This is a genomic window from Nocardioides caldifontis (genome assembly GCF_008087345.1).
Classification (GTDB): Bacteria; Actinomycetota; Actinomycetes; order Propionibacteriales; family Nocardioidaceae; genus Marmoricola_A; species Marmoricola_A caldifontis.
Window position 1 is genome coordinate 453,171 of the sequence record NZ_VHIB01000001.1, and the last position, 13,775, is coordinate 466,945.

The following is a 13,775-nucleotide window of genomic DNA, read 5'->3' on the forward strand; positions in this document are numbered from 1 at the left end:
ACTACGCTGGCTCCCCGTGTCGACCACCCCGCCCCGCTACGCCTACCTCGGGCCCGTCGGGACCTTCACCGAGCAGGCGCTCCGCTCGCTCCCGGGCACCGACGAGGCCGAGCTGCGCCCCTGCGCGACCGTGACGGTCGCCCTCGACGAGGTGCGGGAGGGCGAGGCCGACTTCGCGGTCGTGCCGATCGAGAACTCGGTCGAGGGATCCGTCCCGGTGACGCTCGACGAGCTCGCCACCGGCCACCCGCTGATGATCACCCGCGAGATCACCGTGCCGGTCGCGTTCTCGTTGCTGGTGCGCCCCGGCACCACCACCGAGGCCGTCAAGCGGGTCGGCACCCACCCGCACGCCGCGGCGCAGACCCGCGAGTGGATCGCGCGGAACCTCCCCGGCGCCGAGGTGGTGCACGCCTCCTCGACGGCCGCCGCGGCCGCTGCCCTGGCCGGCTCCGGCGAGGTGGCCTGGGACGCCGCGGTCTCGGCGCCGCTGGCCGCGGAGCACTACGGGCTCGACGTGCTGGCCTCGGGGATCGGTGACAACGCCGAGGCGGTCACCCGGTTCGTCCTCGTCACCCGGCCCGGCCCGCCGCCCCCGCCCACCGGGCGCGACAAGACGAGCCTGGTCGCGTTCATGCGCGAGGACCACCCCGGTGCGCTGCTGGAGATCCTCGAGCAGCTCACGACGCGCGGGGTCAACATGACCCGCATCGAGTCCCGGCCGACCGGCCACGCCCTCGGCGACTACTGCTTCTCGATCGACGCGGAGGGCCACGTCGCGGACCGGCGGGTCGGCGAGGCGCTGATGGGGCTGCACCGGATCTGCGCGGACGTGCGGTTCCTCGGGTCGTACGAGCGGCACGACGGCAAGGCCCCGAGCATCCGCCCCGGGACCTCCGACGAGGAGTTCGCAGCCGCCCACGAGTGGCTCGCCGCCCTCCGCCGCGGCACCCCCTGACGCTGCTCCTCCGGAAGCGTGGTTGCGACGAGCTCAACCACCCTGACCGTGTCGAGCCGCCCCTCGTGGCGTGCCGGGCGCCCGTCGTACGGCCCTCCGACTTACGCTGACCGCGCCATGAATGACTCCGCGCTCACCACCCTCGCCGTGGCGGCCCTCGTGGTCGGCGTCCTCGCCCTGCTGCTCAGCATCCTGGCCCTCCGCGGCCAGGCGGCCCGCCGCCGGCGGAGCCGGGACTCGCCGCTGCCGACCGACCTCGCCGGGCTCCGCGAGGAGGTGGAGCGGCTCCGCGGGGAGGCCGCCGGGGCGCTGCGCCGCCTCGCCGTGGTGCGGTACGACGCGTTCGGCGACATGGGCGGGCGGCTCTCGTGGTCGCTGGCCCTCTGTGACGACGAGGGCGACGGGGTCGTGATCACCTCGATCTCCGGGCGGAGCGACGCCCGGACCTACGCGAAGAACGTCGCGGGGTGGGCGTGCGACCAGCCGCTCTCGCCCGAGGAGGAGGAGGCCGTCACCCAGGCGAAGGCCTCGGGCTGACCGATCCGGTCCGGGCGCCCCTAGGGTGGGGCCGCATGGGGCTGCTCACTCCGCTCGCCGTCCGCATCGGCCACCTGTCGTGGATGCCGCGGCTGCTGCCGCAGGTCACCGCGACCGACCGGGCGCTGCAGCGGCTGACCCGCGGGCGGGTCTCGATCCTCGACGTGGCCGGGCTGCCGAACATCACGCTGACCGTGGTCGGGCGGAAGTCCGGAGCGCCGCGCTCGACCCCGCTGCTCGCCGTGCCGCGCGGGCAGGACTGGCTGGTCGCCGGCTCCAACTTCGGTGGCCCGAAGCAGCCGGTGTGGGTGGTGAACCTGGAGGCGAACCCGGACGCCGAGATCACCGTCAAGGGGCGGACCCGCACGGTCCGCGGCCGGCGGCTCGAGGGCGAGGAGCGCGAGCGGGCGTGGCAGGAGATGGTCGTGGTGTGGCCGAACTACGACCTCTACGCCGAGCGGACCGACCGGCAGATCAAGGTCTTCGAGCTCACGCCCCGCTGACGGCTCACCGGGGGACGCGGACCAGCAGCTTCCCCGGCAGGCACTCGCAGACGAGCTCCTGACCGGCCCCGACCGGGTCGCCGTCGATCTGCCGCGGGGTGTCGTGCGCGGCCCGGATCACCACCTTGCGGCCGGTCATCCGGTTGACGGTCTCGTCGAGCTTCTTGCCGCGGCTGACGACCCGGACGACGACCAGCAGCCAGTGCAGGAAGCGGCGCGGGTTCACCAGCACCACGTCGATGCGACCGTCGTCGATCGTCGCGTCGGGGAGGAGCGGCAGCCCGGCCTGGAGGAACCCGACGTTGCCGACGACGATCGTGCGCGCCCGGTGGCGGGTGAACGGCTCGTCGTCGATCGAGATGTCCACCCGGACGGCCGGGAACATCAGGTTGCGCATCCCTGAGACCACGTAGGCCAGCCAGCCGACCTTCGCCTTGATCTGGTCGTTGGCGCCTTCCATGATCGCCGCGTCGAACCCCATCCCGGCCATCACCAGGAAGTGCTCGTCCTCGCCGAGCCCGTCCCCGGCGACCCGCACCAGGTCGATGGCGCGGTCCTGGCCGGCGAGGGCCACGTCGACGGCGGCGTTGAGGTAGAGCGGCAGCGCGAGGTTGCGGGCCAGCAGGTTGCCGGTTCCGGCGGGGACCACGCCCACGGGGATCCCGGTGCCGGCGAGCTCGGCGCACACGGTCCGCACGGTGCCGTCGCCGCCACAGACGACAACCAGCTCGGCGCCGCCGAGGGCGGCGTCGTGGGCCATCGAGCGGCCCGGGTCCTCGACGGTCGTCTCGAACCACACCGGGGGGCTCCACCCGAGCTCGACGGCGCGGCGGTCCACCAGCGCCCGGAAGCCGGCCGGGTCCTCCACCTTGATCGGGTTGAGGATCACCGCGAGCTGGCGGGTCCGCGGCCCGGCGGTGGGCAGCGGGCCGCGGACCACCGACCGGGGGGTCGGGTCGAGGGCGTACGCCGACGCGCAGACCCAGAACGCACCGACGGCGAACCCGGTCAGCACGTCGGCCAGCCCGTGCACCCCGAGCAGCAGCCGGTCGAGCCCGATCAGCAGCGCGAAGAGCACCGCCACCACCGTCACCGCCCGCCGGTGGCTGCGGCGGCGTACGAACAGGGAGGCGAGGACGATCGCGATGCCCGCGGCGGTGGCCGCGTTGCTCGAGTGGCCGGACGGGAAGCCGCCGTCGCTGAGCTCCATGTGCGCGTAGTCGGGCCGCTCGCGGGAGAACAGCGCCTTCAGCGCCCAGGTCGTCAGCACGGTCCCCAGCGCGGTGAGCAGCATCCACAGCGCCGGCCGGCGGAACCCCTTCCACACCAGCCACAGCGCGACCGCGAGGGCGTAGAGGAGCATCGGCACGGTCCGTGTCAGCTCGGCGACGACACGGGCGGTCTGCTCGAGCCAGCCGTGCCGGTCGGTGAACGCGGCGATCGGCTCGCCGAACCCGTGGTCCAGGTCGTCCACCGCGTCGGGTGCGAGCCCGACGAGGAACGAGGCCGCGACGGTCCAGAGCAGGGCCAGCACCGCGGCGAGGAGCAACCGTCGGCGGGTCTCGACGCTGACCAGGACCGACCTCCTCGAACGGGTGCGCACGGGCCCGGTGCCCGACTCGCCCGCCAAGTATCCCCGACGGGAAGTCGGTCACGCGGCGTGGCGGGCCGTGGCGGCGAGCGGGCGACGCACGAGCCCGTCGCTAGGCTGGCGTGGTGATCGATCCGCGCATCCTCCGTGAGGCCCCCGACCGTGTCCGCGCCGCCCAGACCCGTCGTGGACTCTCGGCCGACGTCGTCGACGCGGCGGTCGCGGCCGACGAGCGGCGGCGCGCGACGATCGCGGAGTTCGAGCGGCTGCGCGCCGAGCAGAAGAGCCTCGGCAAGCAGATCCCCAAGGCGCAGGGCGACGAGAAGCAGGAGCTCCTGGCCCGCACCAAGACGCTCTCCGGCGAGGTGAAGGCCGCCGAGGCTGCCCAGTCCGAGGCGGAGGCGGCCTACCGCGACCTCGTGATGTCGATCCCGAACGTCGCCTCCGAGGACGCCCCGGCGGGCGGCGAGGACGACTTCGTGGTCCTCGAGCACGTCGGCGAGCCGCGGCAGTTCGACTTCGAGCCCCGCGACCACGTGGAGCTCGGCCGGATGCTCGGCGCGATCGACATCGACCGCGGTGCGAAGGTCTCCGGCGCGCGGTTCTACTACCTCACCGGGGTCGGCGCCGACCTCGAGCTGGCGCTGGTCAACCTCGCGATGGAGCAGGCCCGCTCGGCCGGGTTCACGCCGGTCATCCCGCCGGCACTGGTGCGGCCGCGGGCGATGGACGGCACCGGGTTCCTCGGCCAGGCCGCCGACGACGTCTACCGGATCGAGGGCGAGGAGCTCTACCTGGTCGGCACGTCCGAGGTGCCGCTGGCGGCGTACCACTCCGACGAGATCCTCGACGGCTCCTCGTTGCCGCGCCGCTACGCGGCGTTCAGCCCCTGCTACCGCAAGGAGGCAGGCTCCTACGGCAAGGACACCACGGGGATCATCCGGGTGCACTGGTTCGACAAGGTGGAGATGTTCTCGTACACGACGGTCGAGGAGTCCTACGCCGAGCACCAGCGGCTGCTCGCGTGGGAGAAGGAGTTCCTCACCAAGCTGGGGCTGGCGTTCCGGGTCATCGACGTGGCCGCCGGCGACCTCGGGCTGTCGGCGGAGCGGAAGTTCGACTGCGAGGCGTGGATCCCGACGCAGGGGAAGTACCGCGAGCTCACCTCCACCTCGAACTGCACCGACTTCCAGGCCCGACGGCTCGACATCCGCGGCCGGTTCCCCGAGGGCACCCGCCACCTGGCGACCCTCAACGGCACGCTCTGCGCGATGACGCGGACCATCGTGGCGCTCCTCGAGACCCACCAGCAGGCGGACGGCTCCGTCGTCGTCCCGGAGGCGCTCCGGCCCCACCTCCAGGGCCGCGAGGTCCTCGAGCCGGTGGCGAAGTGAGCGAACCGGGGACGCCCGGCTGGCAGCCCAAGGTCGTCGCCCTCGACATCGACGGGACGCTGTTCACCACGGGCCACGGGGTCGCGTCCAGCGATGTCGAGGAGACAATTACGCCGGCCGTCCAGGAGGCGATCGACCGGGCGGTGGCGGCCGGTGCGCACATCGTCCTCGCCACGGGGCGGTCGACGTTCGGCATCACGCCGGTGCTCGACATGCTCGGGCTGCCGCGCGACGGCGACACGTCGCTGGTGGTGGCCTCCAACGGGTCGGTGACCTTCTCCTACGCGCCGGTCCAGCTGCTCTCGACCGTGACCTTCGACGCCAGCCACGTCGTCCGCGAGCTGCTGGAGCACGTGCCCCAGGCGCTCGTCGCCGTGGAGGAGATCGGTGTCGGCTACCGCGTGAACCGGCACTTCCCGGCCGGCGAGATCGGCGGCGAGATGACCCTGCAGGACGTGGACCGGCTGGTCTCCGAGCCGGTCACCCGCGTCGTCATCCGTGACCCGGACTCGACCGCGGAGGAGTTCATCGAGCTCGCCGAGCGGCTCGGGCTGCACGGGATCAACTACTACATCGGCTGGACGGCCTGGCTCGACCTCGCCCCGCAGGGGGTCTCCAAGGCCTCGGGGCTCCAGTCGGTCTGCAAGGAGCTCGGTGTCGACGCCGCCGACGTGCTGGCGATCGGCGACGGCCGCAACGACGTCGAGATGCTCGAGTGGGCCGGCCGCGGCGTGGCGATGGGGCAGGCCCCGCCCGAGGTGCAGCGGGCCGCCGACGCCGTCACCCGGAGCGTGCAGGAGGACGGCGCCGCCGTCGAGCTCGCCCGCTGGTTCTGAGCCGCCGGGCGCCGCGAACTACCCTGGCACCGTGTCCCGTCGTCGCACCCCGAGGCTCGTCGCCACCGACCTCGACGGGACCCTCCTGCACAGCGACGGCACCGTCACCGACCGCACCCGTGAGGTGCTCGACGCGATCGACGAGCAGGGCGTGCAGGTGGTCTTCGTGACCGGCCGGCCGATCCGATGGATGGAGCCGCTCTGGCACCACGTCGGCGACCACGGGATCGCGATCTGCAGCAACGGCGGCATCGTCTACGACGTGCCGGGCCGCTCGGTCGTCCAGGCCCGCACGATCCCGCGCGAGGTCGGGCTGAAGGTGGCGTCGGTGGTGCGCGAGGCGATCCCCGGGACGTTGTTCGGGCTCGAGCAGACCGGCGGCTTCTCCAAGGAGCCGGTGTTCCTCCCGCGCCCCGAGGACGCCGACCGCGACGACTTCCGGATCGGGCCGCTCGAGGAGGTCTTCGACGACACGGTCGTGAAGATGCTGGCGTTCCACGAGGAGCTGCCGCCGGAGGAGTACTGGGCAGCCGTCGAGGAGCTCGTCGGCGAGTTCGTCACCACCACCTGGTCGGCGACCGGCGCGCTGGTGGAGATGAGCGGCGCCGGGGTCACCAAGGCGTCGACGCTGGAGCTGATCTGCGCCGAGCTCGGGGTCGCGGCCGAGGACGTCGTCGCCTTCGGGGACATGCCCAACGACGTCGCGATGCTCCGGTGGGCCGGCACGTCGTACGCCATGGCCAACGGGCACCCGAGCGCGCGGGCCGCCGCGCAGCACCTCGCACCCCGCCACGACGAGGACGGCGTGGCCACGGTGCTGGAGGAGCTCTTCCTCTCCTGACCCACCCTCATCCGGTGCAGCTGGGCTCCGCGTGGCCGGTTCCTCGACGCATCTGCACGGCATGAGGACCGTGCCGGCAGCTCAGGGCGCAGGAGTCAGCGCGCCACGACGGGCGGCTCGACACCCTGGACGCCGAGCACGTGGCCGGCGAGCGAGACGAGCAGCGGGACGAGCTCCTCGCGGTCGACGTGCAGGTCCATGTCGAGCGCGGAGTGCTGGGTGACCGCCGCGGTCACGACCATCTCCAGGGCGAGCACGACCCGGAGCCGCTCGGCGGGCGATCTGAGCGGGTGGTCGAGGGCGTCGACGAGCCGGTAGCCGGCCGCCTGGATCGCCTCGACGCCGGGCTCCTCGCTGCCGGGCTGCCAGGCGGCGACCATCATCCGGATCATCCCGGGGCGGTCGAGCGCCTTGCGGACGATCAGCTCGAGGAGCGAGGTCATCTGGTCGGGCCGGTCGGAGTGCGCGACGGCGTGGCCGATGATCTCCTGCACGGTCTCGGCGACCTCGTCGAGCACCGCCTTGTGGAGCGCGTCCTTGCTGCCGAACCGGTGCAGCAGCCCCGGCTTGGAGTAGCCGACCGCGTCGGCGATCTGCTGCACGGAGGTGTGGGCGAACCCGTGGGTGGCGAAGATGCCGGCCGCCACGTCGATGATGGCGTAGTCGATCTCGGCCGCGGACTGGCGCATGTGACCCCTCAGGAGCGACGGGCCGTCAGCGGCCCTGGACCATTTCGATCGATCATGAATCAGAACGGTCGGATCTGCAACTACAGGTACATGCCGCCGCTGCGGGGGTGCTCCTGTCCCTCGCCGCCCTGCTGGCCCTGCACCATGGGCCCGATCCCCTGCGGGAGGGCCCGGCGCATCTGCTCGAGCTGCGCGCGCGCCGCCATCTGCTGGGCGTAGATCGCGGTCTGGATCCCGTGGAAGAGCCCCTCGAGCCAGCCGACCAGCTGCGCCTGCGCGATCCGGAGCTCGGCCTCGGACGGCGTCTCGGAGCTGAACGGCAGGGTGAGCCGCTCGAGCTCCTCGACGAGCTCCGGCGCCAGGCCGGACTTGAGCTCGACGATGGAGGTCTCGAAGACGTCGGCGAGCCGGGTGCGCGCGGCCGGGTCGAGCGGAGCCGACTTCACCTCCTCGAGCAGCTGGCGGATCATCCCGCCGATACGCATGACCTTCGCGGGCTGCTCGACCAGGTCGGTCGGGTGGGACTCCTGCTCCTCGCCGTCGGACTCGTCGCCGGACCGCTGGCCGCCCGACACCGCCATCCCGTTCGGCCCGATCACGACGACGCGCGGGTCGTCCTGCTCACCGGCGGACTCGGGGGACTGGGGGTTGGGCTGCTCGGTCATGCCGACCAGAGTAGCCAGCCCGTGGGCGCCCGCTCCCGGGGTCACCCGGAGGTGAGCAGCACCTTCCCGATGCTCTCGCCGTTCTCGACCACGGAGTGCGCGTCCGCAGCCCGGTCGAGGGGGTACGACGTGTGCACCACCGGTTCCACGGCGCCGGACGAGACCAGCGGCCACACGTGCTCGGCGACCGCCGCGCAGATCGCCGCCTTCTCCTCGGTCGGCCGGGAGCGGAGCGTGGTGGCGATGACCGCCCCGCGCTTGCCGAGGAGCTTGGCGATGTCGAGCTCGCCCTTGGTGCCGCCCTGCATCCCGATGATCACCAGCCGGCCCTCGGTGGCGAGGACGTCGAGGTTGCGGCCGAGGTACTTCGCGCCCATGTTGTCGAGCACCACGTCGGCGCCGTGGCCGTCGGTGGCGCCCTTGAGCTCCTCGACGAAGTCCTGCTCGCGGTAGTGGATCGCGACGTCGGCGCCGAGCGAGCGGCAGACCTCGAGCTTCTCCGCCGACCCCGCGGTGGCAGCCACCCGTGCCCCGCTCGCCTTGGCCAGCTGGATCGCGAACGTGCCGATCCCGCCGGCGCCGCCGTGCACGAGGAAGGTCTCGCCGGGGCGGAGGCCGGCGACCATGAAGACGTTCGACCAGACGGTGCAGGCCACCTCGGGGAGCGCGGCCGCGGTCACCAGGTCCACCCCGTCCGGCACCGGCATCAGCTGCCCGGCGGGGACGAGCACCTTCTCGGCGTACCCGCCGCCGGCGAGCAGCGCGCAGACCTCGTCGCCGACCGACCACCGCTCGACGTCCGGCCCGACCGCGCTGACCCGGCCGCTGCACTCCAGCCCGAGGACGTCCGAGGCGCCCTTGGGTGGCGGGTAGAACCCCTGCCGCTGCAGCAGGTCGGCCCGGTTCACCGCGGAGGCGACGACGTCGACGACGACCTCGCCAGGACCCGGCTCGGGGTCCGGGTGGTCGCTCAGGATCAGGGCCTCGGGTCCACCCGGCTCGGGTGCGGTGACGGCACGCATGGGGCTCAGGCTAGGGCCCGGGGCTCAGCGCCCTCTCAGTCCGCCTGCCAGTCCGCCGGGCCAGTCCGCCTGTCAGCCCGCCGGGTCATTCCGCCTCGACCAGCTCCGGGTCGAGCTCGCTCTCGTCCACCTGGAGCGCCGCCTCGAGGTCCTCCCCGCCCTCCCACTTCTCGGCGAGGTCCAGCACTCGGGCGGCGAGGGCCTCGGTCTCCTCGACGCCGCCGCCGGCCATCGCCGCGGCGTAGCCGAGCAGGTAGGTGCTGATCGGTGCCGCCGGACGGACGACGCGGTGCGCGGCCTCGCGGGCGACGTCGAGGATCAGGGCCTCGTCGATCTCCCCCTCGATGTCGAGGACGTCCATCAGCTCGTCGATCCAGTCGTGGAGGTTCACCGTGCCAGCGTGACCCCGGGGGCGGAGAAGGTGCAACCCCTCCCGGCGCCGCCGATCAGGACGGTCCGCCGGTCCCGCGCTCCCGCAGCGCCAGCAGGTCGCCCCAGGTGTCGACGTCGAGCGCCTCGTCCCCGACCGCGGCCACCTCGGCCAGGGCGAGCGGGGCGAGGAGCCGACGCACCGACAGCCCGTGCTCGTCCTCGTGCCGCTCCGGGCGGACCCGCTGCAGGGCGCTCCAGCGGTAGACCCCGCACAACGGCTGCCGTCGGGCGTCGCCGTCGACCAGCACCGCCCCGTCGTACGCCGGGGTGAGGGCACCCGCCAGCCGGGCGAACGTGCCGGGGGTGACCCGGGGCATGTCGACCGCCAGCACCTGCAGCAGGTCGCAGGGGCGGTAGAACGCGTCGACCCCGGCGAGGAGGCCGGCGGCCGGTCCCCCTCCGCGCGGGTCCTCCCGGGTGAACGTGACCGGCCGGGTCGTCGGGACCGCCTCGCCGACCACCACCACCTCGACCGCGGTCACCGTCGCGGCCAGCGCCCGCTCGAGGAGGGTCAGGCCGTCGAGCTCGATCGACGCCTTGTCGGCGCCGTCCATGCGGACCGCGGTGCCGCCGGTGAGCACGACCGCGCCGACGCGCCCGAGGTCCTCGCGCCGGTCCGTCCCCCCGTCGTCCATGGCGCCAGTCTGCCCCGCGCCGGGCGCAGTGGCAGGCTGGGCACATGGCCAGCGACCCGACCAGCCTCCGGACCACCGTCGCGCTCGTGCAGGTCGCCGCTTCCCGCGACCCCGGGGAGAACCGGGAGCGGCTGGCCGCGCTCGACGTGCCCGACGCCGGCCTCGTGGTCCTGCCCGAGGTGTTCCAGCGCGACCTGGGGAAGCCCGGCGACGACCTGGCAGGCGACGCCGAGCCGCTCGACGGGCCGTTCGTCGACGCGCTCACCGCCAAGGCGCGCGCGCACGGCGGCACGTGGATCGCCGGGATGGTCGAGCGGAGCGAGGACCCGACCCGCCCGTACAACACGCTCGTGGTCGTGGACCCCGACGGGCTGCGGGCGTCGTACCGCAAGATCCACCTGTACGACTCCTTCGGCTTCAAGGAGTCCGACCGGCTCGTGGCCGGGCCGCGGACCCCGACCGTCGTCGACGCGGCGGGGCTGCGGGTGGGGCTGATGACCTGCTACGACCTGCGGTTCCCCGAGCTCGCGCGGGAGCTGTCGAGGGTCGGCGTCGACCTCCTCGCCGTGCCCGCCGCCTGGGTCGCCGGGCCGCGCAAGGTCGCGCATTGGCGGACGCTGACGGTCGCGCGCGCGGTCGAGAACGTCGCGTACGTCGCCGCGGTCGGCCAGCCCGCGCCGCGGTACACCGGCCACTCGATGCTCGTCGACCCCCGCGGCGACGTGGTCGTCGAGGCCGGCGACGGGGACGCCGAGGTGGTGGTCGGCGAGGTCTCGACCGCGCTGCTCGCCGAGGCGCGCGAGGAGAACCCGTCACTGCTCAACCGGCGCGACGACCTGCCCTGGCACTGACCCGCTCCGCCCTGTCGAACGCGCGGGTAACCGCCGTCACGGAGTAGGTTCCGCGCCATGGCGCGCTCCCCGAAGTCCGTGCAGATCCAGGCCGAGATGGTAGCGAACGTGATGACGGTGTACGTCGGCCCCGGCGACCGGGTGCGTCCGGGGGACACCGTGGCGCTGCTGGAGTCGATGAAGATGGAGATCCCGGTCCTCTCCGAGCACGACGGCACGGTCACCGCGGTCAACGCCGACGCCGGCGACGTGGTGCAGGAGGGCGACGCCCTGGTCACGCTCGACCTGGCCTGAGCGGACCGCCGTACACTCCTCGCGGCGGCGCGCCCGCCGAGGAGGGGTGCCGGAGTGGCCTATCGGAACCGCCTTGAAAGCGGTCGCTGGCAGTGATGTCAGCCGCGGGTTCGAATCCCGCCCCCTCTGCCGACCCGGCTCGTGCCTGGGATGTCCGACCCGCCGTGCGGGCGGCTGGGATACCTTCGCCCCTATGGACGGGGAGACGCCGACGATCGTGCTCGTCGACGACGCGTCCGAGGTCCGTCTGCTGGTCAAGACCCGGCTGCGCATCTCGGGTCGGCTGCAGGTCGTGGGCGAGGGTGCGGACGGCCAGGACGCCGTGACGCTGGCCGGTGAGCACCGGCCCGACCTGCTGCTCCTCGACGTCTCGATGCCGGTCGTCGACGGGCTCGAGGCGCTCGCCGCGATCCGCGAGGCCTCCCCGGCGACGAAGATCGTGCTCTACAGCGGCTTCGAGGAGCAGGGGCTCGCCGCCCGGGCCGAGGAGCTCGGCGCGGCGGCGTTCGTCGAGAAGTCGCTGCCGATCGAGGCGCTGATCGACCGGCTCGTCGCGATCGCCGACGACACCTGGAGCCCCCGCCCCGCGGCGCAGTGGGGCGAGGAGGTGCCGGCCCCTGCCTCGTCGGTCGACCAGCAGGTCCTCGACGAGCACCTCGAGCGGTTCCGCGAGGTCTTCGACCAGGCCGCGATCGGGATGGCGACGATGACGCTGACCGGCACGCTGGTGCGGGTCAACGACGCCTTCGCGACGCTCATGCGCCGCCCCGCCGCGTCGCTGGTCGGTCAGCCCTACCCCGAGCTCGCCGCGAGCGGCTACGACGACGTCGCCGCGGCGATCGCCACCGCCCGCGAGGACGAGGTCGGCGTCGCCCGCGTCGAGCACGACGTGGCCGCCGGGCAGGGCCAGGCTGCCGCGACCGTCGTCGCCACCGCGGCCGCCATCCGCGACAGCTCGGGCCGGCCTCTCTACCTCTTCCTCCAGGTGCAGGACATCACCGCCGAGCGGCAGGCGGCCGAGGAGCTGCGCCGCAGCGAGGAGCGGTTCCGGCTGCTCGTCGAGGCGGTCGAGGACTACGCGATCTTCATGCTCGACCCCGACGGCCGCGTGGCGTCGTGGAACGCCGGTGCCCAGCGGAGCCAGGGCTACACCGCCGACGAGATCATCGGCCAGCACTTCCGGGCGTTCTACCCGCCCGACGTCGCCGCTCGCGGCCATCCGGAGTACGAGCTCGAGGTGGCGCTGCGCGAGGGGTCGTACGCCGAGGAGGGGTGGCGGGTCCGCAAGGACGGCACCTCCTACTACGCCTCGGTCGTGATCACCGCGGTGTACGACGACCGAGGCCGCCACGTCGGGTTCGCCAAGGTCACCCGCGACATCACCGACCGGCGCGAGGCCGACGAGGTGCTCCGCCAGAGCGAGCAGCGGTTCCGGCTGCTGGTCGAGGCGGTCGAGGACTACGCGATCTACATGCTCGACCCGGTCGGCCGGATCGTGAGCTGGAACGCCGGCGCGGAGCGGATCAAGGGGTACCCCGCCGACGAGATCCTCGGCCGCCACTTCCGGGTCTTCTACCCGCCCGAGGTCGCCGCCCGCCGCCACCCCGAGCACGAGCTGGAGATGGCGCTGCAGGACGGCCACTACGAGGAGGAGGGGTGGCGGGTCCGCAAGGACGGCAGCCGGTTCTGGGCCAGCGTGCTGATCACCACGATCTACAACGCCGACGGCGACCACGTCGGCTACGCCAAGATCACCCGCGACACCAGCGAGCGGCGCCGGCTGGAGCAGGAGCGCGAGCGTGCCCTCGAGGCGGTCGGCGAGGCCAACGCGGAGCTGGAGGCCCTGAACGAGCGGCTCCGTCGCTCGGCCGAGGACCAGGCCCAGTTCCTCGCCGTGACCGCCCACGAGCTGCGGACGCCGATCGGCGTGCTGGGCAACTCCGCCGAGCTGCTCTCCCAGCACTGGGACGCCCTCGACGAGACCGAGCGGCAGGAGCTGTTCGGCGCGATGACGTCGAGCACCGGGCGGCTGCGACGGCTCCTCGACGACCTGCTCACCGCCTCCCGGCTCCAGGCCCGGGCGCTGTCGATGCAGACCGGTCCGGTCCCGCTGCGCCACGTCGTGGAGGAGGCCGCGGCGACCTGCCGGCGGTCGTGGCCCGGCGCCGAGGTGGTCGTCGAGGACGGTGCCGACCTCGTCGTGCAGGGCGACCACGACCGGCTGGTGCAGGCGCTCGACAACCTGCTCGGCAACGCCGTACGCCACGGGGAGCCGCCGGTCCACGTCGTGGTGCAGGACGCCGACGACCACGTGGACATCCGGATCCGCGACAGCGGTTCCGGGGTCGCGCCGCAGGTGCGACCGCGGCTGTTCGAGCGGTTCGCCACCGGGGTGTCGAAGGGCGGCACCGGGCTCGGGCTGTTCATCGTCCGGGAGCTCGCGCGGGCGCACGGCGGCGACGCGTTCTACGACGCCGAGGACGGTGGAGCGGGGGCGTTCGTGATCCGGCTGCCGCACCCCGGATGA

Annotated in this window: 15 protein-coding genes and 1 tRNA gene; 10 read left to right on the forward strand and 6 right to left on the reverse strand. The window is 73.4% G+C overall.

What is annotated here, in order from left to right:
* Window positions 1–16 precede the first annotated feature (16 nt).
* From pheA to FIP57_RS10285, 3 genes are all read left to right on the forward strand, one after another.
* Window positions 17–958 carry a prephenate dehydratase gene (pheA, locus tag FIP57_RS10275; RefSeq protein ID WP_148573413.1) on the forward strand — a complete coding sequence of 314 codons (942 nt, stop codon included), beginning with the start codon at window positions 17–19 and terminating at the stop codon, window positions 956–958.
* A gap of 117 nt (window positions 959–1,075) precedes the next feature.
* The gene (locus FIP57_RS10280) at window positions 1,076–1,495 is read left to right on the forward strand and encodes a DUF4446 family protein (protein ID WP_148573414.1); all 420 of its coding nucleotides are present in this window, start codon (window positions 1,076–1,078) and stop codon (window positions 1,493–1,495) included.
* A gap of 35 nt (window positions 1,496–1,530) precedes the next feature.
* Window positions 1,531–1,998, forward strand: coding sequence for a nitroreductase family deazaflavin-dependent oxidoreductase (locus tag FIP57_RS10285; protein WP_148573415.1), 468 nt, complete (start codon window positions 1,531–1,533; stop codon window positions 1,996–1,998).
* Window positions 1,999–2,002: 4 nt separating this feature from the next.
* Here the strand turns inward: FIP57_RS10285 and FIP57_RS10290 are convergent, their stop codons facing one another.
* On the reverse strand, window positions 2,003–3,628 hold the full coding sequence (locus FIP57_RS10290) for a bifunctional phosphatase PAP2/diacylglycerol kinase family protein (protein WP_238993391.1): 1,626 nt from the start codon (window positions 3,626–3,628) through the stop codon (window positions 2,003–2,005).
* A gap of 86 nt (window positions 3,629–3,714) precedes the next feature.
* Between FIP57_RS10290 and serS the strand changes: the two genes are divergently transcribed.
* The 3 genes from serS to FIP57_RS10305 are packed head-to-tail and all read left to right on the forward strand — an operon-like array spanning window position 3,715 to window position 6,660.
* Complete coding sequence (serS, locus tag FIP57_RS10295) at window positions 3,715–4,983, forward strand: serine--tRNA ligase (protein ID WP_148573416.1); 1,269 nt, start codon at window positions 3,715–3,717, stop codon at window positions 4,981–4,983.
* A complete protein-coding gene (locus FIP57_RS10300) occupies window positions 4,980–5,819 on the forward strand; it encodes an HAD family hydrolase (RefSeq protein ID WP_148573417.1) in 840 nt (279 codons plus the stop codon). Before serS ends, FIP57_RS10300 begins: the two co-directional genes overlap by 4 nt.
* A 31-nt stretch (window positions 5,820–5,850) precedes the next feature.
* Window positions 5,851–6,660: a Cof-type HAD-IIB family hydrolase gene (locus tag FIP57_RS10305; protein ID WP_148573418.1), complete on the forward strand. Its 810-nt coding sequence runs from the start codon at window positions 5,851–5,853 to the stop codon at window positions 6,658–6,660.
* Between the two features lie 95 nt (window positions 6,661–6,755).
* On the opposite strand, the gene FIP57_RS10310 is transcribed toward FIP57_RS10305, so the two are convergent.
* The 5 genes from FIP57_RS10310 to mobA all read right to left on the reverse strand — a co-directional run bounded on the left by FIP57_RS10310 (window position 6,756) and on the right by mobA (window position 10,103).
* The gene (locus FIP57_RS10310) at window positions 6,756–7,349 is read right to left on the reverse strand and encodes a TetR/AcrR family transcriptional regulator (RefSeq protein ID WP_148573419.1); all 594 of its coding nucleotides are present in this window, start codon (window positions 7,347–7,349) and stop codon (window positions 6,756–6,758) included.
* 80 nt (window positions 7,350–7,429) lie between these two features.
* Window positions 7,430–8,014 carry a bacterial proteasome activator family protein gene (locus FIP57_RS10315; protein ID WP_148573420.1) on the reverse strand — a complete coding sequence of 195 codons (585 nt, stop codon included), beginning with the start codon at window positions 8,012–8,014 and terminating at the stop codon, window positions 7,430–7,432.
* A 41-nt stretch (window positions 8,015–8,055) separates the two neighbouring features.
* On the reverse strand, window positions 8,056–9,036 hold the full coding sequence (locus FIP57_RS10320; RefSeq protein WP_148573421.1) for an NAD(P)H-quinone oxidoreductase: 981 nt from the start codon (window positions 9,034–9,036) through the stop codon (window positions 8,056–8,058).
* 85 nt (window positions 9,037–9,121) lie between these two features.
* Window positions 9,122–9,427, reverse strand: a complete 306-nt coding sequence (locus FIP57_RS10325) for a DUF6457 domain-containing protein (protein ID WP_148573422.1) — start codon at window positions 9,425–9,427, stop codon at window positions 9,122–9,124.
* A 55-nt stretch (window positions 9,428–9,482) separates the two neighbouring features.
* The gene (gene mobA / locus FIP57_RS10330; RefSeq protein ID WP_148573423.1) at window positions 9,483–10,103 is read right to left on the reverse strand and encodes a molybdenum cofactor guanylyltransferase; all 621 of its coding nucleotides are present in this window, start codon (window positions 10,101–10,103) and stop codon (window positions 9,483–9,485) included.
* 44 nt (window positions 10,104–10,147) lie between these two features.
* Here mobA and FIP57_RS10335 point away from each other — a divergent pair, with 44 nt between their 5' ends.
* The 4 genes from FIP57_RS10335 to FIP57_RS10350 all read left to right on the forward strand — a co-directional run bounded on the left by FIP57_RS10335 (window position 10,148) and on the right by FIP57_RS10350 (window position 13,775).
* Window positions 10,148–10,954 (forward strand): carbon-nitrogen hydrolase family protein, encoded by an 807-nt coding sequence (locus FIP57_RS10335; RefSeq protein ID WP_148573424.1) that lies wholly within the window; start codon window positions 10,148–10,150, stop codon window positions 10,952–10,954.
* Window positions 10,955–11,011: 57 nt separating this feature from the next.
* Window positions 11,012–11,248, forward strand: coding sequence for a biotin/lipoyl-binding carrier protein (locus tag FIP57_RS10340; protein ID WP_148573425.1), 237 nt, complete (start codon window positions 11,012–11,014; stop codon window positions 11,246–11,248).
* Between the two features lie 40 nt (window positions 11,249–11,288).
* A tRNA-Ser gene (locus FIP57_RS10345) sits at window positions 11,289–11,377 on the forward strand.
* A 64-nt stretch (window positions 11,378–11,441) separates the two neighbouring features.
* Window positions 11,442–13,775, forward strand: a complete 2,334-nt coding sequence (locus tag FIP57_RS10350) for a PAS domain S-box protein (RefSeq protein ID WP_148573426.1) — start codon at window positions 11,442–11,444, stop codon at window positions 13,773–13,775.